Source organism: Mesorhizobium sp. NZP2234, assembly GCF_013170765.1.
GTDB lineage: Bacteria > Pseudomonadota > Alphaproteobacteria > Rhizobiales > Rhizobiaceae > Mesorhizobium > Mesorhizobium loti_D.
On the sequence record NZ_CP033364.1, the window covers coordinates 1,311,706 to 1,331,936 of the forward strand.

Genomic DNA, 20,231 nt, shown 5'->3' on the forward strand with positions numbered 1-20,231 from the left:
GTGAACCAGACTTGATCAAGGCATATTTTCTGTGAAATAGATTCACAGATGGCCAGACCCGACATAAACCGTTCCGGCGAGATCGAAGTCTTCGTGCGCGTCGTCGAGGCAGGCAGCTTTTCCGCCGCGGCGCGCGCGTTGCGCATGACGCCGTCGGCCGTCAGCAAGCTAATCGCGAGGCTGGAATCCCGGCTCGGCGCGCGGCTGGTCAGCCGCTCGACGCGCAAGCTGCTGCTGACCCCGGAAGGGGCGGCGTTCTATGAAAGCGGACTACGCATCCTCGCCGACATGGCAGCAGCAGAGCGCGAGGCGGCCGCGGGCGCCGCGCCGCGCGGGCGGCTGCGCGTCAACACCTACGTGCCGTTCGGGGTGCACCGGCTGATCCCGCTGCTGCCGCGCTTCCTCGAGCGCTATCCCGAAATCTCGGTCGATCTGGTGCTGACCGACAGTGTCATCGACCTGATGGCCGAACGTGCCGATGTGGCGATCCGGGCCGGGCCGCTTGGCGAGTCACGGCTGGTGGCGCGCAAGCTCGGGCAGAGCCCGGTGGTCGTCGTTGCGGCCCCTTCCTACCTCGAGCCGCACGGCACGCCGCTGACGCCGGCCGATCTCGACGCACACAACCGGATGGGCTTCGGCTTCGTCAGGCACATTGACGGCTGGCCGTTCCTCGACGCGCAGGGCAATGCCGTCATGATCCCGATCACCGGCAACACCCAGGTCAGCGACGGCGAGGCAATGCGGCTGATGACGCTGGCCGGGGCAGGCATTTCCCGGCTGGCGCGCTGGCATGTGGCGGGCGACATCGCCGCCGGGCGGCTAGTGCCGCTGCTGGAGGATTTCAACCCGGGCGACGAGGAGGCGACGCATGCTGTCTATGTCGGCCAAGGCCGGCATCTGCCGGCACGGGTAAGGGCGTTTCTCGATTTCCTGGGCGAGAGCGTGCGGCTGGGCTGAACGGTTTTCGGGAGCCGGCCGGCTCCCGAAATGTCTGTGCCGGCTGCCTATGCCTTGGGTACGAACGGCGCCGGGCGCCGGCCGGCGCCTTGCCGCTCCAGCATCCATGCTGGATATTCGGACGGCAGCGCGCTGACTTCGTCGAGCTTGGCGAGATCGTCCGCGTCGAGTTTCACTTCAGCCGCGGCAAGGTTCTGTTCAAGCTGGTCCATACGGCTGGCGCCGATGATGACGCTCATCACGAAAGGCTTGGCCAGGACATAGCCGAGCGCCACGGTGGCAACGCTGACGTCGTGCTTCTTGGCGATCTCGCGCATGACGCCAACAGCCGCCCAGGCACGGTCCTCGTTGACCGGCGGGAAGTTGAAGGACGCACGGCGGCCCTCGCCATTGCCGGGCGCGCCGGGACCGTATTTGCCCGACAGCAGGCCGCCGGCCATGGGCGACCACACCATCAAGCCGAGTTTCTCCTCGTTGATGAGCGGCACGATCTCACGTTCGAGATCGCGACCGGCGATCGAATAATAGGACTGTATGGTCTCGAAACGAGCAAAACCCTTGCGGTCGGCGATGCCGAGCGCCTTGGCGATGCGCCAGGCCTGCCAGTTGGAAACCCCGACATAGCGGACCTTGCCGCTGGCAACGAGATCGTCGAGCGCCCGCAGCGTTTCGTCGATCGGGGTCACCGCGTCGGTACCGTGCAGCTGATAGAGATCGATATGGTCGAGTTGCAACCGTTCGAGGCTGGCATCGACCGAATCCATGATGTGACCCCGCGAGGAGCCGCGGTCGTTCGGCCCGTTGCCCATGGTACCATGGACCTTGGTGGCGATCACCACGCTCGATCTGGGAATGCCGAGGTCCCGCAGGGACTGGCCGAGCAGACGCTCGGATTCACCGAAGGAATAGACATCGGCCGTGTCGAAGAAGTTGACGCCGGCGGCGATCGAGCGGCCGACAATCTCATTGACGCCCTTCTGGTCGAGGCTCGCGATCAGGCCCCATTGGGCGTTCTGGCCGGCAGCGCCGAAGGTCATGGTGCCGAGACAGAGTTCGGAGACGAACATCCCCGTATTCCCAAGCTGGTTGTAACGCATGGCGAAGGCTCCAAAAAAATGTGATGACGCAAAACAAATAGGAACGGTACGTTTCGTTTCCAGTGTTGGCGCAATGACGCTTCTGGATTGGCCCAACGCTGTAGGCATGAGCGGAGGTGAGATGCCCACGAGGCGAAAACGAACTGGCTTAGGCGTCCCAGGGATTGAACACCGTCACGCCTGTATCGTCGAAGTCGGCAACATTGCGCGTCACAAGAATGAGATCATGGACAAGAGCGGTAGCCGCGATGAGGGTATCGGCGCTGCCTCGTGTACGGCGGGCGGTGATGCGGCCCCAAGTTAACGCGACATCTTCCGTGACGGCGAGAATACGATCGGCATTGTCGCGCCGAAGCTCCCGTAGCCACAGATCGAGGCGTGTTGCCTTTTCGGAGTCGACCTTGCGTAGCTTGATGATCCCACGTTCGATCTCTCCAAGCGTGATGACGCTGAGGCTGACCGAGGTCGGATCCACCGAAGCCAGCCATTCGGTTGGCTTGGGTAGTCGCCTCTGCACATCCGAAACGATGTTCGTGTCGAGCAGATACATCAGAGATCGACGTCCCGGATCATCGTCTCCGAGCGGCGGCTGACCTCTTCGGCGAAATCATCGTCCCAAACCGGACCAGTCAAAAGATATTCGGCCAACGACTTCTTCTTTCCGGCCAGGCGGTCGTAATCCTCGGCGGAAAGCACCACTGCGGCGCGCTCGCCGCGCAACGTCACCGTCTGCGGTCCCTCGCTGCGCGCACGCTGAACCACCTTGGAGAAATTGTTCTTTGCGTCCTGAAGGTGCCAGTTCATTGAATGCCCCCTAGCTAGCTTGGCTAGATATAACATTCGCCCGATGATGCGGCAAGGAATGCCGTGTTGGCGTCTGGGGCTAACGGCTACCAAAAATCGCCGAGCCGACCCTGACGCTGGTAGCGCCGAAGGCGATGGCCGTTTCGTAGTCGCCGGACATGCCCATGGATAGCTTTTCGACTCCGGCCTCGCGCCCAAGCTTCTCCAGCAGCGCGAAATGCGGGCCGGGATTTTCGTCTGCCGGGGGGATGCACATCAGGCCTTCGATGGCGAGGCCGTGGACATCGCGGCAGCGGGTGACGAAAGCCACGGCATCGCGCGGTTCGATGCCGGCCTTCTGCGGCTCGGAGCCGGTGTTGACCTGGACATAGAGTTTCGGCGCGCGGCCTTGCCGGGCCATTTCCTTGGCGAGTTCGGCGGCGATCTTCTCGCGGTCGACCGTCTCGATGACGTCGAACAGCGCGACCGCCTCTTTCGCCTTGTTCGATTGCAGCGGACCGATCAGGTGCAGTTCGATGTCGGGGAATGCCAGCTTCAAATCCGGCCATTTGCCTTGCGCTTCCTGGACGCGATTCTCGCCGAAGACCCGCTGGCCGGCCTCGATCACCGGCTGGATGTCGGCGGCGTCAAAGGTCTTGGAAACCGCGACCAGCGTCACGGCACCGGCCTGGCGAGCGGCCTCCTGCTCGGCGGCGGCGATCCTCGCCTTGACCGCGAAAAACTGCTGAACGGTGTCACCCATATGCAAATCCCGCTGTTTTGACCCGCGTTTTTAACCGCCGCGATGCCCATATGGTTGACGGGTTTGCCAAACCATGGTGAACACCCGGACCACATTCCCTGAACCGCCGAGCCAGTCGCCCGCGGTTCGCGCCTGCTTTTAAGTGAAAAACGTCCCATGGCAACCGAACGATACAATCCGCGCGCGTCAGAGCCCAAATGGCAGAAGGCCTGGGCCACCAAGAAGCTTTTCGAAGCGCACAATGACGACCCGAAGCCTAAATACTACGTGCTGGAAATGTTCCCCTATCCGTCGGGGCGCATCCATATCGGCCACACCCGCAACTACACGATGGGTGACGTGGTGGCGCGCTACAAGCGGGCCAAGGGGTTCAACGTGCTGCATCCGATGGGCTGGGACGCCTTCGGCATGCCGGCCGAGAACGCGGCCATGCAGAACAAGGTCCATCCCAAGGAATGGACCTACCAGAACATCGCCACCATGCGCGAGCAGCTCAAGGTCATGGGCCTGTCGCTGGACTGGGCACGCGAATTCGCCACCTGCGACGTCGACTACTATCACCGGCAGCAGATGCTGTTCCTGGATTTCGTCGAGAAAGGACTGGTGACGCGCAAATCCTCCAAGGTCAATTGGGACCCGGAGGACATGACCGTGCTCGCCAACGAACAGGTCATCGACGGGCGCGGCTGGCGCTCCGGCGCGCTGGTCGAGCAGCGCGAGCTGACGCAGTGGTTCTTCAAGATCACCGATTTCGCGCAGGACCTGCTGGATTCGCTCGACGGCCTCGATGAATGGCCCGAAAAAGTGAAGCTGATGCAGCAGAACTGGATCGGCCGTTCGGAAGGCCTGCTGATCCGCTGGCCGCTCGCCTCGGACATTGCGGGCGAGCATGAGCTGGAAGTCTACACGACGCGGCCCGACACTATTTTCGGCGCCTCCTTCATGGCCATCGCCGCCGATCATCCGCTGGCCAAGAAAGCCGCCGAGACCAATCCGGAGATGGCGAAGTTCATCGAGGAGGTCCGCCATATGGGCACTTCGGTGGCGGCGCTGGAAACGGCGGAGAAGAAGGGGTTCGACACCGGCATCCGCGTCGTCCATCCCTTCGACGACAGCTGGACGCTGCCTGTCTATGTGGCCAATTTCGTTTTGATGGAATACGGCACCGGCGCCATCTTCGGCTGCCCGGCGCATGACCAGCGCGACCTCGATTTCGCCAACAAATACGGCCTGACGGTGGTGCCGGTGGTGATGCCGGAAGGCGAGAATCAGGCGACCTTCCAGATCATCGACGTGGCCTATGGCGACGACGGTGCGATGATCAATTCGCGCTTCCTCGACGGGATGAAGCCGACCCAGGCTTTTGACGAAGTGGCCAGGCTCCTGGAACAGAAGACGATCGGCAACCGGCCGATGGCCGAGCGCAAGGTGAATTTCCGCCTGCGCGACTGGGGCATTTCGCGCCAGCGCTACTGGGGCTGCCCGATCCCGATGATCCATTGCGAGGATTGCGGCGTGGTGCCGGTTCCAAAGGCCGACCTTCCGGTCAAGCTGCCCGACGACGTCGATTTCGACCGGCCGGGCAATCCGCTCGACCGGCATCCGACCTGGCGGCACGTGAAATGCCCGCAATGCGGCAAGGACGCGCGCCGCGAGACCGACACGATGGATACGTTCGTCGATTCGTCCTGGTATTTCGCCCGCTTCACCGCGCCCTGGGCGCACGAGCCGACCGATCCCAAGGCGGCGAACGAATGGCTGCCGGTCGACCAGTATATTGGCGGCATCGAGCATGCGATCCTGCACCTGCTCTATTCGCGTTTCTTCACCCGCGCCATGCGCGAGACCGGCCATGTCGATCTCGCCGAGCCCTTCAAGGGCCTGTTCACGCAAGGCATGGTGGTGCACGAGACCTACCGGGTCGGTTCGGCATCGAATGGCCGCTGGCTGGCACCGACCGAGGTGCGGCTGGAGGAAGTCGACGGCAAGCGCCGCGCCATCGACATCGCCACTGGCGAAGCGGTCACCATTGGCCCGCTGGAAAAGATGTCGAAGTCGAAGAAGAACACGGTTAGCCCGGAAGACATCACCGACGGCTACGGCGCCGACACGGCGCGCTGGTTCATGCTGTCGGACTCACCGCCCGAGCGCGACGTCGAATGGACCGACGATGGCGCCGCCGGCGCGCATCGCTTCATGCAGCGCATCTGGCGCCTGGTGTCGACAGCGGCCGAGACGCTGGCGGGCGTCAAGCCTGCCGCGGCCGGCGCCGGCGAGGCGGGAGCGGTCTCGAAGGCCACGCACAAGATCCTCAAGGCAGTCGGCGAGGACATCGAGAAGCTCGCCTTCAACCGCGCCATCGCCCGCATCTATGAACTGGCCAATGTGCTGACCACACCGCTCAACGAGGTGGCCGAAGGCAAGGCCGATCCGGCGCTGCAAGGCGCCTGCCGCCAGGCCGTGGAGATCCTGGTGCATCTGATCGCGCCCGTGATGCCGCATCTGGCCGAAGAGTGCTGGGAGACGCTCGGCGGTACCGAACTGGTCGCCGAACGGCCGTGGCCGGTCTTCGATCCGGCGCTGGTCATCGACAACGAAGTCACCTATCCGGTGCAGGTCAACGGCAAGAAGCGGGGGGATTTGACAATTGCCCGCGACGCGGACCAAGGTGCGGTCGAAAAAGCGGTATTGGCTCTCGACTTCGTGCAGAAAGCACTTGAAGGTAAGGCTCCGCGCAAGGTGATCATCGTGCCGCAGAGGATCGTCAATGTCGTTGCCTGATCGGGAAAAGACAGAGCTGAGCCGTTTGCTGCGCCGTGTGGCGCTTGCCGGCCTTGTCGGGTCGCTCGCGCTGGTTTCGGCCTGCACGGTGCGGCCGCTCTATTCCAGCGCGCCGCTGACGACGGGTTCGAGCGCCAATGCCGAACTGGCATCGATCGCCATCAAGCCGGTCAAGACGCGTTATGCCCAGCAGGTGCGCAACAACCTGATCTTCGGCCTTGGGCGCGGTGCCGGCGAACCGGCATCGCCGCTTTATTCGCTTGATCTCAGCGTCTCCGAAGCCGTTGAATCCTCCGCCCTCGTGCAGGTCGGAACCGATGAGGACGAGCCGACAGCCGGTTCGGTGACACTTACCGCCAGCTATACGCTGACCGATGCGAAAACCGGTGTCGTCATCACGGTCGGCAAGCGCGCGATCACCTCCTCCTTTGACAGGCCGCGTCAGGAATTCGCCTCGTATCGGGCGCAGATCGACGCCGAAAATCGCGCCGCGCGCGAACTGGCCGAGGCCCTGCAACTGTCCATCGCCCAGGATCTGGTCCGGCACGGCAAGGCGGCCAGCTGACGCCGCTCTTCGTTTTTACGAAGACGCCATCTCGATCCTTGCGTCAGGCCTCCCGGTAGCAGCCGGGCGCCCTTTTTTAGCGCGCTTTTTAGCCCGACGCAGGGATGAGCGAGTGATCGCCGAATGACGATCAACGGCTCGAATCCCGATCACTCCATATCGTCGTGAAAGATACGTTTCAGTTGCTTTAGCGGCGCTCAAGGGAAGCAACTGTTAACCACTCGCTCCCTATTGCTCAGCAGACGTTTCAGAGTGAGTCTTGAGAATGGAATCCAAGCGTTTTCCCCGGGTCAATTCATTGAAGGCAACCTCGCCCGACGACCCCGGAGTAGAGCGTTTCAGCGGCAGGAGCGACAAGGCGGATAGCCAGCGGACCGGAGCGGCCAAGGCCGGCAATTCCCAGCCGCCCGTTCATCTTGGTGGCAACGAAAGCCCCGCCTGGCAGGATTATTTCTTCCTGGCGCCCAATGTGCGGTTCACGCGCACGCCGGACTATGACGCCAGCACAAACAATACGCGGCACGAGCAGGTTGCCGTCGAGGAAAGTGAACCCCTGACGCCGCCGACACAGCACGCAATCGCCCGTCCGACTGCGGCACTCCAAGCCGGCTCGTCCTCGCCATCGCCTATGAGAAACCCCGCTCTGGAAGCCGCCCGGCCTCTCGCAATCAACAGGGTGGCGACGCATGAAAGGCAGGCTGCCCCTGCCCCTGTATCCGCCCAGCCAGGGCATGCCGGTGAAAAGGCGCGCACTGTTGCCCCGGCGGGCTCCAGGACGGCGGTAACGGCACGCGCATACACGCCGGCAGCGTCTGCCCGCGAGGTTGCGTCACAGGTCAGAACACAAGGCCGCGGAAATGCACGCTGGCCCTACCTGTCGGATCACGTCTTCTTCGAACTCATGGCGCCCTACATGATCGAGAGCCCGTTGCCGGCGCCACGGGCGGTCCCGGTTCCGCGGCCGGCCGCGCCGGTTGTCCCACCACGGGTGGATATCCGCGCAACGCCCACGGATGACCCGACGGCGTTGTTTCGGGTCATCGAGTGGCTTCCGAGCCTGCAAGCCCCATCCTCCTTGCCGGATGTCCGTCCGGCCAATTCGAACGAAGCCGCGAGCAACGCGCCGCAGGATGCCCGGACAGCGGCCGCGGGTCCCGTCGCCGCGACGAGCAACGCAGTTCAGGTCCAGGCCGCGCAAGGCGCGGAGGAGACCGTGCTGGCTCCAGCCTTGCGGGCCTCCGCGACGCTGCCCAGGGTCGGCAAGATCGTGCCGGCCACGACGGGCGAGGCATACGAGCTTCCCTCCGAAGAGCTGCTTCAGCAGCCGCCGGAAGGGCAGGGCTTCTACATGTCGCAGGAGCGGCTCGAGCAGAATGCCGATCTCCTGGAAAGCGTGCTCGAGGATTTCGGCGTCAAGGGCGAGATCATCCACGTTCGCCCGGGTCCGGTCGTGACCCTCTATGAGTTCGAGCCGGCGCCGGGCGTCAAATCGTCCCGCGTCATCGGTCTTGCCGACGACATTGCCCGCTCCATGTCGGCGATTTCGGCGCGCGTCGCCGTCGTGCCGGGCCGCAACGTCATCGGCATCGAGCTGCCGAACGAGACGCGCGAGACGGTCTATTTCCGCGAGCTGATCGAATCGCAGGGTTTCCGAAAGACCAGCTGCAAGCTGGCGCTTTGCCTCGGCAAGACGATCGGCGGCGAGCCTGTCATCGCCGAGCTGGCGAAGATGCCGCATCTGCTCGTTGCCGGCACCACCGGCTCGGGCAAGTCGGTTGCCATCAACACCATGATCCTGTCGCTGCTCTACCGGCTGAAGCCGGAAGAGTGCCGGCTGATCATGGTCGATCCCAAGATGCTGGAGCTCTCCGTCTATGACGGCATCCCGCATCTTCTGACGCCCGTCGTCACCGATCCCAAGAAGGCGGTCACCGCGCTCAAATGGGCGGTGCGCGAGATGGAGGATCGCTATCGCAAGATGGCGCGGCTCGGCGTGCGCAACATCGACGGCTACAATGAGCGCGCCGCCCAGGCCCGCGACAAGGGCGAGGCGGTCGTCATGACGGTGCAGGCCGGCTTCGAAAAGGGCACCGGCGCGCCGCTCTTCGAGCAGCAGGAAATCGACCTTGCGCCGATGCCCTACATCGTCGTCATCGTCGACGAGATGGCCGACCTGATGATGGTCGCCGGCAAGGAGATCGAAGGCGCCATCCAGCGCCTGGCGCAGATGGCGCGCGCGGCCGGCATCCACCTGATCATGGCGACGCAACGCCCCTCGGTCGATGTCATCACCGGCACGATCAAGGCCAATTTCCCGACCCGTATCTCCTTCCAGGTCACGTCGAAGATCGACAGCCGAACCATCCTGGGCGAGCAGGGCGCCGAACAGCTGCTTGGCCAGGGCGACATGCTGCACATGATGGGTGGCGGACGCATCGCCCGCGTGCACGGCCCCTTTGTGTCCGACGCGGAGGTCGAGCATGTCGTGGCGCACCTGAAGGCGCAGGGCCGCCCGGAATATCTGGAAACCGTGACGGCCGACGAGGACGAGGAAGAGGCCGAAGACGACCAGGGCGCGGTCTTCGACAAGGGATCGGTCGCCGCCGAGGACAGCGATTCCAGCTATGACGAAGCGGTCAAGGTGGTGTTGCGCGACAAGAAGTGTTCGACGTCCTACATCCAGCGCCGGCTCGGCATCGGTTACAACCGCGCCGCCTCCCTGGTCGAACGCATGGAGAAAGAGGGATTGGTCGGCGCGCCGAACCATGTGGGCAAGCGCGAGATCACCATGGGGCGGCGCCCGCCGGTGGCCGCGCCCGACGACGACGGCACGGACTGATCGGCAGCCTTTCGGTGGTGTTCTTCCTCTGAAAATAAAAAAGGCCGGTTGCCCGGCCCTTTTTCATGGAAGCAGTGCGACCTCAGCCGATCTTCTGGCCGGTCTTGGCCCAGTCGGCGAGGAAGGTGGCGAGGCCCTTGTCGGTCAGCGGATGGTTGACCAGCGCCTTCAGCGTCGCCGGCGGCGCGGTGACAACGTCGGCACCGATCAGGGCCGCCTGCTTGACGTGGTTTACCGTGCGCACCGATGCGGTCAGGATCTCGGTCTGGAAATCGTAATTGTCATAGATCTGGCGGATCTCCTGGATCAGCTCCATGCCGTCCGAGCCGGTGTCGTCAATGCGGCCGACGAAGGGCGAGATGAACGAGGCGCCGGCCTTGGCGGCGAGCAGCGCCTGGTTGGCCGAGAAGCACAGCGTGACGTTGACCATGCGGTTCATCTGGGTGCGGATCGTCTTGCAGGCCTTCAGGCCGTCCAGCGTCAGCGGCACCTTGATGCAGACATTGGGCGCGATCTTGGCCAACACCTCGGCCTCCGCCATCATGTTCTTGTATTCGGTCGCCACCACTTCGGCTGAAACCGGACCTTCGACGATATCGCAGATCTGCTTGGTGACGTCGGCGATCTTGCCGCCGGATTTCAGGATCAGCGACGGGTTGGTGGTGACTCCGTCAAGCAGCCCCAGATCGTTGAGCTCACGGATATCCTTGATATCGGCGGTATCGACAAAAAATTTCATGGCGGTCTCCTGACGATTTCGTCGTGCTTGGGAAGGCACGTTCAGCGTTGCTCTTTGATCTAGACCAAAGTCGGGGCAAGGTCACGCCTCATGATCGAAGATTCGCCCTTTGTCGCAGCCGCACCGGTGCTGGTGCCGATGCCTGCCGAACGCCCTTACACCTATGCCGTGCCGGCCGGCATGCGCGTGGTTCCGGGGTCGATCGTGCGCGTGCCGCTCGGCCCGCGCCAGGTCGCCGGCATCGTCTGGGACGGCGTGGTCGAGAACATCGACGCGAAAAAGCTGCGCCCGATCGAACAGGTTTTCGACTGCCCGCCGATCGACCGCGCCATGCGCCGCTTCGTCGACTGGGTGGCGCAATACACGCTGTCGGCACCGAGCATGGTGGCACGCATGCTGCTGCGCGCGCCAGAGGCCTTCGACCCCGAGCCCTGGATCGAGGGGCTGCAGCGAACGCTCCTCGTTCCCGACCGGATGACGGATGCGCGGGCGCGCGTGCTGGAGACGGCCGAAGGTGGGCTCGCCTGGACGCGATCCGGCCTGGCGCATGCGGCCGGCGTGTCGTCGACGGTGATCGAGGGGCTGAAGGCGCAGGGCGTGTTCGAGACGGTGATGATCCCGCCGCGCCCCGTGGTGGCCGCTCCCGACCCAAGCTATGCCGTGCCGGAGCTCATGCCGGATCAGAGCGACGCAGCATCGATGCTGCGCGCCAACGTCGCGGCCGGCGCCTTCAATGTCGCGCTGCTCGACGGCGTCACCGGTTCGGGCAAGACGGAGGTTTATTTCGAGGCGGTGGCGGCGGCGCTCGACCAGGGCAAGCAGGTGCTGATCCTTTTGCCGGAAATCGCGCTGACCCACGCTTTTCTCGAGCGCTTCCAGCAGCGCTTCGGCGCCAAGCCGGGCGAATGGCATTCCGACCTGCCGCCCAGGATGCGCGAAAAAGTCTGGCGGCAAGTGGCTGAGGGCACGGTGCGCGTTGTTGCCGGCGCCCGGTCGGCTTTGTTCCTGCCGTTCAAGGAACTTGGCCTGATCGTGGTCGACGAGGAGCACGACCCGGCCTACAAGCAGGAAGACCGCGTCTTCTACAACGCCCGCGACATGGCCGTGGTGCGCGGCCATATTGGCGGCTTTCCGGTCGTGCTGGCGTCGGCGACGCCATCGGTCGAGAGCCGGGTCAATGCGAGCCAGGGCAAATACAACAGGGCCGTCCTTTCCGCCCGTTTCGCCGAAGCGGCGCTGCCGCAGCTGAGGTCGATCGACATGCGGCGCGCGCCGCCGGCGCGCGGCGGCTTCCTGTCGCCGGTGCTGATCGACCATATGCGCCGGACGCTGGAAAAGAAGGAGCAGTCGCTTTTGTTCCTCAACCGGCGCGGCTATGCGCCGCTGACACTGTGCCGGGTGTGCGGCCACCGTTTCGGCTGCCCGGTCTGCTCGGCCTGGCTGGTCGAGCATCGTTTTCGCGGCCAACTGGTCTGCCATCATTGCGGGCACAATGAGCGCCGCCCCGAGGCCTGCCCGGAATGCGGCACGCTCGACCATCTGGTCGCCTGCGGACCGGGCGTCGAGCGCATCGCCGAGGAGGTGGTCACACATTTCCCCGATGCGCGGACAATCGTCTTGTCATCGGACCTGATGGGCGGCGTGCGGCGGCTGCGGCTGGAGCTTGAGGCGATCGCCGATGGCGAGGCCGACATCGTCATCGGTACGCAACTCGTCGCCAAGGGCCATAACTTCCCCAACATGACCCTGGTCGGCGTCGTCGACGCCGATCTCGGTCTCGCCAATGGCGATCCGCGCGCCGCCGAGCGAACCTTCCAACTGCTCAGCCAGGTGACCGGCCGCGCCGGGCGCACCGGCAAGAAGAGCCTCGGCCTGCTGCAGACCTTCCAACCCGACCATCCGGTGATGCGGGCGATCGTCTCGGGCGATGCCGAGGCTTTCTACGAGCGCGAGATCGCCGAGCGCGAACGGGCGGCCTTGCCGCCCTTCGGCCGGCTGGCCGGCGTCATCGTCAGCGCGGTGACGCGGGCCGAAGCCGAAGGCCATGCACGCGGGCTGCGCCGTGCCGCGCCCGAGGCATCGGACCTGTTTGTATTGGGACCGGCGGAAGCGCCACTGTCCCTGCTCGGCGGCCGCCATCGCTTCCGCCTGCTGATCCAGGGTGAACGCCGCGCCGACATGCAAGGTTTTATCCGGGCCATGCTGGCCAATGGGCCAAAACAGCGCGGTTCGGTCCGGGTGCAGGTCGACATCGATCCGCAGAGCTTTTTGTAAAATGGTATCGACTAGTCGAAGCCTGGCGGGTCTTGCAGTATATTCCAGCACAAAACGTCAAGCGCTTCAAAATGCCTGACGTTTGTAGTGACCACGGTAAGTCCGTTAACCGCCGCCGTAGCAGCGATCAGTGTGTCCGCCAGGCCCGGGTTCTTCCCTTTCGCAGAGGCTGCTTCCTCCATTCGACCCGCTCTTCGAGCTATATCGGCGTTGATCCCTAGAATTTGATCTGCGAATCCTTCGATCGTGTCATTGAGCCAGACAGTGAGGCTATCCACTCGCCCCTTGGCCCCAGCACGATCGAGCTTGCGTATGCCTTTCTCGATTTCGGTGATTGCAATTACCGGTATGAAGAGCGTTTGCTTCTCACCTTGCGTTACGACCCAATTGGCGACGTCTTTCGCAATTGGCGGCCTGCCGGGCGCGAACGCGGACAAAATGGACGTGTCGAGAAGATAGCTGCTCAAAGATCGATGTCCCTCGACGGCGACTCGTTCCTTTCAAGCTCGATCCCTCCCGGATAGGTCAGAAGAAACTCTCCGAAGTTTCGTCGCTTGGCTGGATAAAGCTTTCGTAAGTCCTCGACCGAAACGACGGCCGCCGCCGGCTTGCCGTGCTTTGTGATGATGGTGGGCTCGCCGCTCTCCGCAGCCTCGACCAGCGCCGAGAACCCTGCCTTGGCCTCCCGAACCTGCATTGTTTTCACGGCAAATCTCCTTGTGGTCTCATGTGGTCATAATATAGGAATTGCACGTGCAAAGGAACAACCCATCATGAAAACCCTTGGCCTTCTGGGCGGCATGAGCTGGGAATCGACCGCCATCTACTATCGGCTGCTCAACGAGATCGTGCGCGAGCGGCTTGGCGGGTTGCATTCGGCGAAACTGCTGCTCTGGTCGTTCGACTTCGCCGAGATCGCCGAGCGGCAGCATCATGGCGATTGGGATGGTGCCGGCATGCTTCTGGTCGAAGCCGCGCGCAAGCTCGAAGCGGGCGGCGCGGAAGGGCTGCTCTTGTGTACCAACACCATGCACAAGCTGGCTGACCAGGTGCAGGCGTCGCTATCCATTCCGCTGATCCACATCGCCGACGCCACCGCGGTGGCGATCAAGCGCGCCGGCATGCAGCGCCCGGCGCTGCTGGCGACGCGGTTCACCATGGAACAGGATTTCTACAAGGGCCGGCTGGCCGACAAATACGGCCTGTCACCCGTGGTGCCCGATGCCGCGGGGCGCGACATGGTGCATCGCGTCATCTATGACGAGCTCTGCCAGGGCATTGTCAGCGACGCTTCGAAGACTGCCTATATCGAAGAAGCCGAACGTCTGCGCCGTGAAGAGGCCGCCGACAGCCTGATCATGGGCTGCACCGAGATCACCATGCTGATCGGGCAGCGAGATTTCGACATTCCCGTCTTCGACACGACGCAGATCCATGCCGAGGCGGCCGTGGAATTCGCTCTGGGTTGATGCATCTCCGCTAAAGTGCCCAGAGCTATCTGGCGCGGCGTTTTTCCTCCGGTAGAATGCCCGCAATTTCAAAATAGGCATTTCGAGGGGACAAAATGGATTTTGCGCTTCCATGGCCGACGAGCCAGGGCGAATGGCTGGCTTGGTCGAGTGCGGTCTTCACGGTGCTGCTCGGCCTTCTGTTTTTCCTGGCGCCGGGCCTGGCCTTTCGCATCCTGCGCCTGCAGGCCAAGCCCGAGAAGGCGGCGGCGATCGCCGAGGGGCGCGGCAGGATGTCGGGCTTTTATCTTGGCGTCGGCCTGTGCTGTATCCTCCTGGCGCAGCCGCTGATTTACATGGCGCTCGGCTTCTCCTGGCTGTTCACCGCCTTCGGCCGGCTGCTGTCGATGATGTCCGACGGCGCCAACACACCTTTCAATTGGGTTTCCATTGTGGTGGAATTGGCCCTGGCGGCATTGCCGCTTGCCTTTGCCTTCGGCTTTGTGCCCTGAATCCAAGGGTATTCCGGCGCGCAAGACCCGAGTCTTTCGCCGGATGCGACAATAGTGCCTGAAAAGCATGCGGAACGACGCATTGCGGTCTTAAAATGCCTGTGCTAGACGGCAATCGACTTTCGGCCGGGGATAGCGGAAGCCGCGCCTCCGTGCTTGAGAAAATGCAGTAAGGTCAAAGATTTAGCCAGAGTTTTTGCTCGCGCCAACAATCTGCGGCCTGTCAGACAAGAGAAAAGACGGTCCGTGGCTCAATCGTCATCGCCAATCTCAGGTGTCGCAGAACGCTATGCGGGTTCGCTGTTCGAACTCGCCCTGCAGGCAAATTCCGTGGCCAAGGTCGAGGCCGACCTCAACAGTTTCGAAGCGCTGCTCGCGGGGAGCGCCGACCTGACCCGGCTGATCAACAGCCCGGTGTTCTCCAGCGAGGATCAGGCCAAGGCCATCGCGGCGATCGCCGACAAGGCCAAGATCACCGGCCTCACCGGCAATTTCCTGCGCGTCGTCGCACGGAACCGCCGCTTGTTCGCCGTGCCTGGCATGATCAAGGCGTTCCGCCAGATAGCGGCCGAACACCGCGGCGAAACCGCTGCTGAAGTGACGTCGGCTCATGAGCTGACCGCCGCCCAGCAGACAGAACTCAAGGCGGCGCTGAAGAGCGTTGCCTGCAAGGACGTGGCCATCTCCGTCACCGTCGATCCGTCGCTGCTTGGCGGGCTGGTGGTCAGGATGGGCTCGCGCCAGATCGATACGTCGCTCAAAACCAAACTCAATTCGCTCAAGCTTGCACTGAAAGAGGTCGGCTGATGGACATCCGCGCCGCGGAAATTTCCGCAATTCTGAAAGACCAGATCAAGAATTTCGGCAAGGAGGCAGAAGTCTCCGAAGTCGGACAGGTGCTGTCCGTCGGTGACGGTATCGCCCGCGTCTACGGCCTCGACAACGTCCAGGCCGGCGAAATGGTCGAATTCCCCGGCGGCATCCGCGGCATGGCGCTCAACCTCGAAGCCGACAATGTCGGCGTCGTCATCTTCGGCGCCGACCGTGACATCAAGGAAGGCGACACCGTCAAGCGCACCGGCGCCATCGTCGACGTTCCGGTCGGTCCGGGCCTGCTCGGCCGCGTCGTCGACGCGCTCGGCAACCCGATCGACGGCAAGGGCCCGATCAAGGCGACCGAACGCAAGCGCGTCGACGTCAAGGCGCCCGGCATCATTCCGCGCAAGTCGGTGCATGAGCCGATGTCGACCGGCCTCAAGGCCATCGATGCGCTGATCCCGGTCGGCCGCGGCCAGCGCGAGCTGGTCATCGGTGACCGCCAGACCGGCAAGACCGCCATCATCCTCGACACCATGCTCAACCAGAAGTCGGTGCACGACAACGGCCCCGAGAAGGAAAAGCTGTACTGCGTCTACGTCGCCGTCGGACAGAAGCGCTCGACCGTCGCGCAGTTCGTCAAGGTGCTGGAAGAGCGCGGCGCGCTCGAATATTCGATCATCGTCGCCGCCACCGCTTCCGATCCGGCGCCGATGCAGTTCCTGGCGCCGTTCGCCGGCTGCACCATGGGCGAATATTTCCGCGACAACGGCATGCACGCGCTGATCAGCTACGACGATCTGTCCAAGCAGGCCGTCGCCTATCGCCAGATGTCGCTGCTGTTGCGCCGCCCGCCGGGCCGCGAAGCCTATCCGGGCGACGTCTTCTATCTGCACTCGCGCCTGCTCGAGCGCGCCGCCAAGCTCAACGACGATCTGGGCAATGGCTCGCTGACGGCCCTGCCGGTCATCGAAACGCAGGCCAACGACGTGTCGGCATACATCCCGACCAACGTGATCTCGATCACCGACGGCCAGATCTTCCTCGAAACCAACCTGTTCTTCCAGGGCATCCGTCCGGCCGTCAACGTCGGCCTGTCGGTGTCGCGCGTCGGGTCCTCGGCGCAGATCAAGGCGATGAAGCAGGTTGCCGGCTCGATCAAGGGCGAGCTCGCGCAGTACCGCGAAATGGCGGCCTTCGCGCAGTTCGGCTCGGATCTCGACGCCGCCACGCAGCGCCTGCTCAACCGCGGATCGCGCCTGACCGAACTCCTGAAGCAGCCGCAGTTCTCGCCGCTGAAGACGGAAGAGCAGGTCGCGGTGATCTTCGCCGGTGTCAACGGCTATCTCGACAAGCTGCCGGTCAACCAGGTCGGCAAGTTCGAGCACGGTCTGCTCAGCCACATGCGTGCGGCGGGCAAGGACGTTCTCGACGCCATCCGCAAGGAAAAGGCGCTGTCGGACGATCTGCGCGCCAAGCTGAAGGCAGAGATCGACGCTTTCGCCAAGACCTTCGCCTGAGCGAAGCGACAAGACGGGATCAGGTTTGAAGCATGCCTTCATTAAAAGACCTTCGTAACCGTATCGCCTCGGTCAAGGCGACGCAGAAGATCACCAAGGCGATGCAGATGGTCGCCGCGGCGAAGCTGCGCCGTGCGCAAGAGGCCGCGGAAGCGGCGCGCCCCTATTCGGAGCGCATGGGTTCCGTGCTGGCCAACATCACCCAGGCGATCGGCGGCGGTGGCGATGCCCCGGCGCTGATGACCGGCACCGGCAAGGACGACGTGCACCTGCTGGTCGTCTGCACGGCCGAGCGCGGCCTGTGCGGCGGCTTCAATTCGCAGATCGCGCGCCTTGCCCGCGATCACATCCGCCGGCTTCTGGCCGACGGCAAGCAGGTCAAGATCATCTGCGTCGGCAAGAAGGGTTTCGACATCCTGCGCCGCGACTATGCATCGATGATTCTCGACCGCATCGATCTGCGCGAGGTGAAGACGCTCGGCTTCGTCAATGCCGACGCGATCGCCAAGAAGGTCATCCACCTTTTCAACGACGGCGGCTTCGACATCTGCACGCTGTTTTATTCGCAGTTCAAGTCGGTGATCAGCCAGGTTCCTACCGCGCAGCAGATCATTCCGGCCGGCGTCGCTTCGGCTCCCGCCGAGGCGGTGGATGGGGGCAGCGCCGTCTATGAGTACGAGCCGGAGCCGGGCGAAATCCTGTCCGACCTCATCCCGCGCAACATCTCCGTGCAGATTTTCCGCGCGCTGCTTGAAAACGCGGCCGGCGAAATGGGTGCCAAGATGAGCGCCATGGACAATGCGACGCGCAACGCCGGCGAGATGATCAACAAGCTGTCGATCACCTACAACCGTCAGCGGCAGGCGCAGATCACCAAGGAACTGATCGAAATCATTTCGGGCGCCGAGGCGCTCTAGGCGCGGTCCGTGGGCCATCTGGCCCGCGACCGGACCGCGTGAGAAACAAAGGACGAAAAAGGGTAAAGACGATGGCGAAAGCAGCGACCCCCAAGACGGCAGCCCCCAAGGCCGCAGCCGCGAAGACCGCAGCCCCCGCGAAGGCGGCCAAGGCTTCGGCAGCCGCCGCGAAGGCAGCTCCGGCAAAGACGGCGGCAGCGCCGGCCAAGGCCGCCGCGGCCAAGACATCGGCAGCGGTTGCCAAGGCAACCGGTGTTGTCGGCAAGGTCCGTCAGGTCATCGGCGCCGTCGTCGACGTGCAGTTCGGGGATCACCTGCCGGCGATCCTGAACGCGCTCGAGACGACCAATGTCGGCAACCGTCTGGTGCTCGAGGTTGCCCAGCATCTGGGTGAAAACACCGTGCGCTGCATCGCCATGGACTCCACCGAGGGTCTGGTGCGCGGCCAGGAAGTGCGTGACACCGGCGCGCCGATCACCGTGCCGGTCGGTCCGGGCATGCTCGGCCGCATCATCAACGTCATCGGCGAGCCGGTCGACGAAGAGGGCCCGGTCGACGCAATCGAAATGCGCTCCATCCATCAGCCGGCTCCGACCTATGTCGAGCAGTCGACGGAAGCGCAGATCCTGATCACCGGCATCAAGGTGCTCGACCTGCTCGCTCCCTACGCCAAGGGCGGCAAGATCGGCCTGTTCGGCGGCGCCGGCGTCGGCAAGACCGTGCTGATCCAGGAACTGATCAACAACATCGCCAAGGCCCATGGCGGCTATTCGGTGTTCGCCGGCGTCGGCGAGCGCACCCGCGAGGGCAACGATCTCTATCACGAGTTCATCGAATCCGGCGTCAACAAGAAGGGCGGCGGCGAAGGCTCCAAGGCGGCCCTCGTGTACGGCCAGATGAACGAGCCGCCGGGCGCGCGCGCCCGCGTCGGCCTGACCGGCCTGACGGTCGCCGAATATTTCCGCGACCAGGGCCAGGACGTGCTGTTCTTCGTCGACAACATCTTCCGCTTCACGCAGGCGGGTTCGGAAGTGTCGGCTCTGCTCGGCCGTATCCCGTCGGCCGTGGGCTATCAGCCGACGCTCGCCACCGACATGGGCGCCCTGCAGGAACGCATCACCACCACCACCAAGGGCTCGATCACCTCGGTGCAGGCCATCTACGTGCCCGCCGACGACTTGACCGACCCGGCGCCGGCGACCTCGTTCGCCCATCTTGACGCGACGACGACGCTGAACCGCGCCATCGCCGAAAAGGGCATCTATCCGGCGGTCGATCCGCTGGATTCGACCTCGCGCATGCTCGACCCGATGGTCGTCGGCGAAGAGCACTATGCCGTCGCTCGCCAGGTGCAGTCGATCCTCCAGCGCTACAAGTCGCTGCAGGACATCATCGCCATCCTGGGCATGGACGAGCTGTCGGAAGAGGACAAGCAGACGGTTGCCCGCGCCCGCAAGATCGAGCGCTTCCTGTCGCAGCCGTTCTTCGTCGCCGAAGTGTTCACCGGCGCGCCCGGCAAGCTGGTCGATCTCGCCGACACCATCAAGGGCTTCAAGGGCCTCTGCAACGGCGACTACGATCACCTGCCGGAAGCTGCCTTCTACATGGTTGGCGGCATCGACGAAGCGGTCGAGAAGGCACAGCGCCTGGCGGCTGAAGCAGCTTAATCAAGGGAATAGGGAGTAGTCAGTAGTCGGTAGTGAATAGCAGGCGGGTGACCGGGCATTTGCCCTTTCTCCCCACTTCCTACTCACTATTCCCTACTCACTAAATCGACATGGCTGAAGCTTTCAAATTCGAACTGGTCTCGCCGGAGCGCCTGCTGGTTTCCGCCGAGGTCGAATCCGTCGTCATCCCGGGCGCCGAAGGCGAGATGACCGTGATGGCGCATCACGCGCCAGTCATGACCACGATCAAGCCGGGTGTCGTCACGGTGAAGACCGCTTCGGGCGGCGAAGAACGCTATGTCGTGTTCGGCGGTTTCGCCGACATCGTTCCCGCCGGCTGCACGCTGCTGGCGGAATCAGCGGTGGCGGTGAAGGATGTCGACCGGGCGGATCTCGCCCGCCGCATCCAGGAAGCCAAGGAAGATGCCGCCGACGCCAAGGACGACCAAGCGCGCAGCAAGGCGGAGCAGTTCCTCAGCCAGCTCACCACGCTGGAAGGCGCGCTTATCCCGGCCTGAAATTCAGTTCAGATGACTTGATGAAAAGCGGGGCC

The 20,231-nt window shown here is 63.7% G+C and carries 19 protein-coding genes; 12 read left to right on the forward strand and 7 right to left on the reverse strand.

What is annotated here, in order from left to right; genetic code table 11:
* Window positions 1-48: 48 nt before the first annotated feature.
* Entirely contained in the window at window positions 49-957 is a 909-nt protein-coding gene (locus tag EB230_RS06355) for a LysR family transcriptional regulator (RefSeq protein ID WP_172371861.1), read from the forward strand.
* Window positions 958-1,004: 47 nt separating this feature from the next.
* Here EB230_RS06355 and EB230_RS06360 read toward each other — a convergent pair whose 3' ends face one another.
* From EB230_RS06360 to EB230_RS06375, 4 genes are all read right to left on the reverse strand, one after another.
* Window positions 1,005-2,054: an aldo/keto reductase gene (locus EB230_RS06360; protein WP_172371863.1), complete on the reverse strand. Its 1,050-nt coding sequence runs from the start codon at window positions 2,052-2,054 to the stop codon at window positions 1,005-1,007.
* Between the two features lie 148 nt (window positions 2,055-2,202).
* Entirely contained in the window at window positions 2,203-2,604 is a 402-nt protein-coding gene (locus tag EB230_RS06365; RefSeq protein ID WP_065005498.1) for a type II toxin-antitoxin system VapC family toxin, read from the reverse strand.
* Window positions 2,604-2,858 carry a type II toxin-antitoxin system Phd/YefM family antitoxin gene (locus tag EB230_RS06370; RefSeq protein WP_056575098.1) on the reverse strand — a complete coding sequence of 85 codons (255 nt, stop codon included), beginning with the start codon at window positions 2,856-2,858 and terminating at the stop codon, window positions 2,604-2,606. Before EB230_RS06370 ends, EB230_RS06365 begins: the two co-directional genes overlap by 1 nt.
* A gap of 79 nt (window positions 2,859-2,937) precedes the next feature.
* Entirely contained in the window at window positions 2,938-3,600 is a 663-nt protein-coding gene (locus EB230_RS06375) for a YggS family pyridoxal phosphate-dependent enzyme (RefSeq protein ID WP_056575101.1), read from the reverse strand.
* Between the two features lie 156 nt (window positions 3,601-3,756).
* Between EB230_RS06375 and leuS the strand changes: the two genes are divergently transcribed.
* From leuS to EB230_RS06390, 3 genes are all read left to right on the forward strand, one after another.
* On the forward strand, window positions 3,757-6,381 hold the full coding sequence (leuS, locus tag EB230_RS06380) for a leucine--tRNA ligase (protein WP_065005499.1): 2,625 nt from the start codon (window positions 3,757-3,759) through the stop codon (window positions 6,379-6,381).
* On the forward strand, window positions 6,368-6,946 hold the full coding sequence (lptE, locus tag EB230_RS06385; protein WP_172371865.1) for an LPS assembly lipoprotein LptE: 579 nt from the start codon (window positions 6,368-6,370) through the stop codon (window positions 6,944-6,946). The genes leuS and lptE overlap by 14 nt, the downstream gene beginning before the upstream one ends.
* A 265-nt stretch (window positions 6,947-7,211) precedes the next feature.
* On the forward strand, window positions 7,212-9,785 hold the full coding sequence (locus EB230_RS06390; protein ID WP_172371867.1) for a DNA translocase FtsK: 2,574 nt from the start codon (window positions 7,212-7,214) through the stop codon (window positions 9,783-9,785).
* 82 nt (window positions 9,786-9,867) lie between these two features.
* On the opposite strand, the gene fsa is transcribed toward EB230_RS06390, so the two are convergent.
* Complete coding sequence (fsa, locus tag EB230_RS06395; RefSeq protein WP_056575113.1) at window positions 9,868-10,524, reverse strand: fructose-6-phosphate aldolase; 657 nt, start codon at window positions 10,522-10,524, stop codon at window positions 9,868-9,870.
* 90 nt (window positions 10,525-10,614) lie between these two features.
* Between fsa and EB230_RS06400 the strand changes: the two genes are divergently transcribed.
* Window positions 10,615-12,798 carry a primosomal protein N' gene (locus EB230_RS06400; RefSeq protein ID WP_172371869.1) on the forward strand — a complete coding sequence of 728 codons (2,184 nt, stop codon included), beginning with the start codon at window positions 10,615-10,617 and terminating at the stop codon, window positions 12,796-12,798.
* A gap of 11 nt (window positions 12,799-12,809) precedes the next feature.
* On the opposite strand, the gene EB230_RS06405 is transcribed toward EB230_RS06400, so the two are convergent.
* Entirely contained in the window at window positions 12,810-13,265 is a 456-nt protein-coding gene (locus tag EB230_RS06405; protein WP_172371871.1) for a type II toxin-antitoxin system VapC family toxin, read from the reverse strand.
* Complete coding sequence (locus EB230_RS06410) at window positions 13,262-13,504, reverse strand: type II toxin-antitoxin system Phd/YefM family antitoxin (protein ID WP_056575120.1); 243 nt, start codon at window positions 13,502-13,504, stop codon at window positions 13,262-13,264. Before EB230_RS06410 ends, EB230_RS06405 begins: the two co-directional genes overlap by 4 nt.
* A 67-nt stretch (window positions 13,505-13,571) precedes the next feature.
* Here EB230_RS06410 and EB230_RS06415 point away from each other — a divergent pair, with 67 nt between their 5' ends.
* The 7 genes from EB230_RS06415 (at window position 13,572) to EB230_RS06445 (ending at window position 20,196) form a co-directional block, all read left to right on the forward strand.
* The gene (locus tag EB230_RS06415; protein WP_172371873.1) at window positions 13,572-14,267 is read left to right on the forward strand and encodes an aspartate/glutamate racemase family protein; all 696 of its coding nucleotides are present in this window, start codon (window positions 13,572-13,574) and stop codon (window positions 14,265-14,267) included.
* Window positions 14,268-14,362: 95 nt separating this feature from the next.
* Window positions 14,363-14,758, forward strand: a complete 396-nt coding sequence (locus EB230_RS06420; protein WP_056575124.1) for a DUF4345 family protein — start codon at window positions 14,363-14,365, stop codon at window positions 14,756-14,758.
* Between the two features lie 246 nt (window positions 14,759-15,004).
* Window positions 15,005-15,565 carry a F0F1 ATP synthase subunit delta gene (locus EB230_RS06425; protein ID WP_172371874.1) on the forward strand — a complete coding sequence of 187 codons (561 nt, stop codon included), beginning with the start codon at window positions 15,005-15,007 and terminating at the stop codon, window positions 15,563-15,565.
* On the forward strand, window positions 15,565-17,094 hold the full coding sequence (atpA, locus tag EB230_RS06430) for a F0F1 ATP synthase subunit alpha (protein ID WP_019861845.1): 1,530 nt from the start codon (window positions 15,565-15,567) through the stop codon (window positions 17,092-17,094). The genes EB230_RS06425 and atpA overlap by 1 nt, the downstream gene beginning before the upstream one ends.
* 32 nt (window positions 17,095-17,126) lie before the next feature.
* Entirely contained in the window at window positions 17,127-18,011 is an 885-nt protein-coding gene (locus tag EB230_RS06435; protein WP_056575131.1) for a F0F1 ATP synthase subunit gamma, read from the forward strand.
* 71 nt (window positions 18,012-18,082) lie between these two features.
* Entirely contained in the window at window positions 18,083-19,678 is a 1,596-nt protein-coding gene (gene atpD / locus EB230_RS06440; RefSeq protein ID WP_172371875.1) for a F0F1 ATP synthase subunit beta, read from the forward strand.
* A gap of 110 nt (window positions 19,679-19,788) precedes the next feature.
* Window positions 19,789-20,196, forward strand: a complete 408-nt coding sequence (locus EB230_RS06445) for a F0F1 ATP synthase subunit epsilon (protein WP_172348044.1) — start codon at window positions 19,789-19,791, stop codon at window positions 20,194-20,196.
* Window positions 20,197-20,231 lie beyond the last annotated feature (35 nt).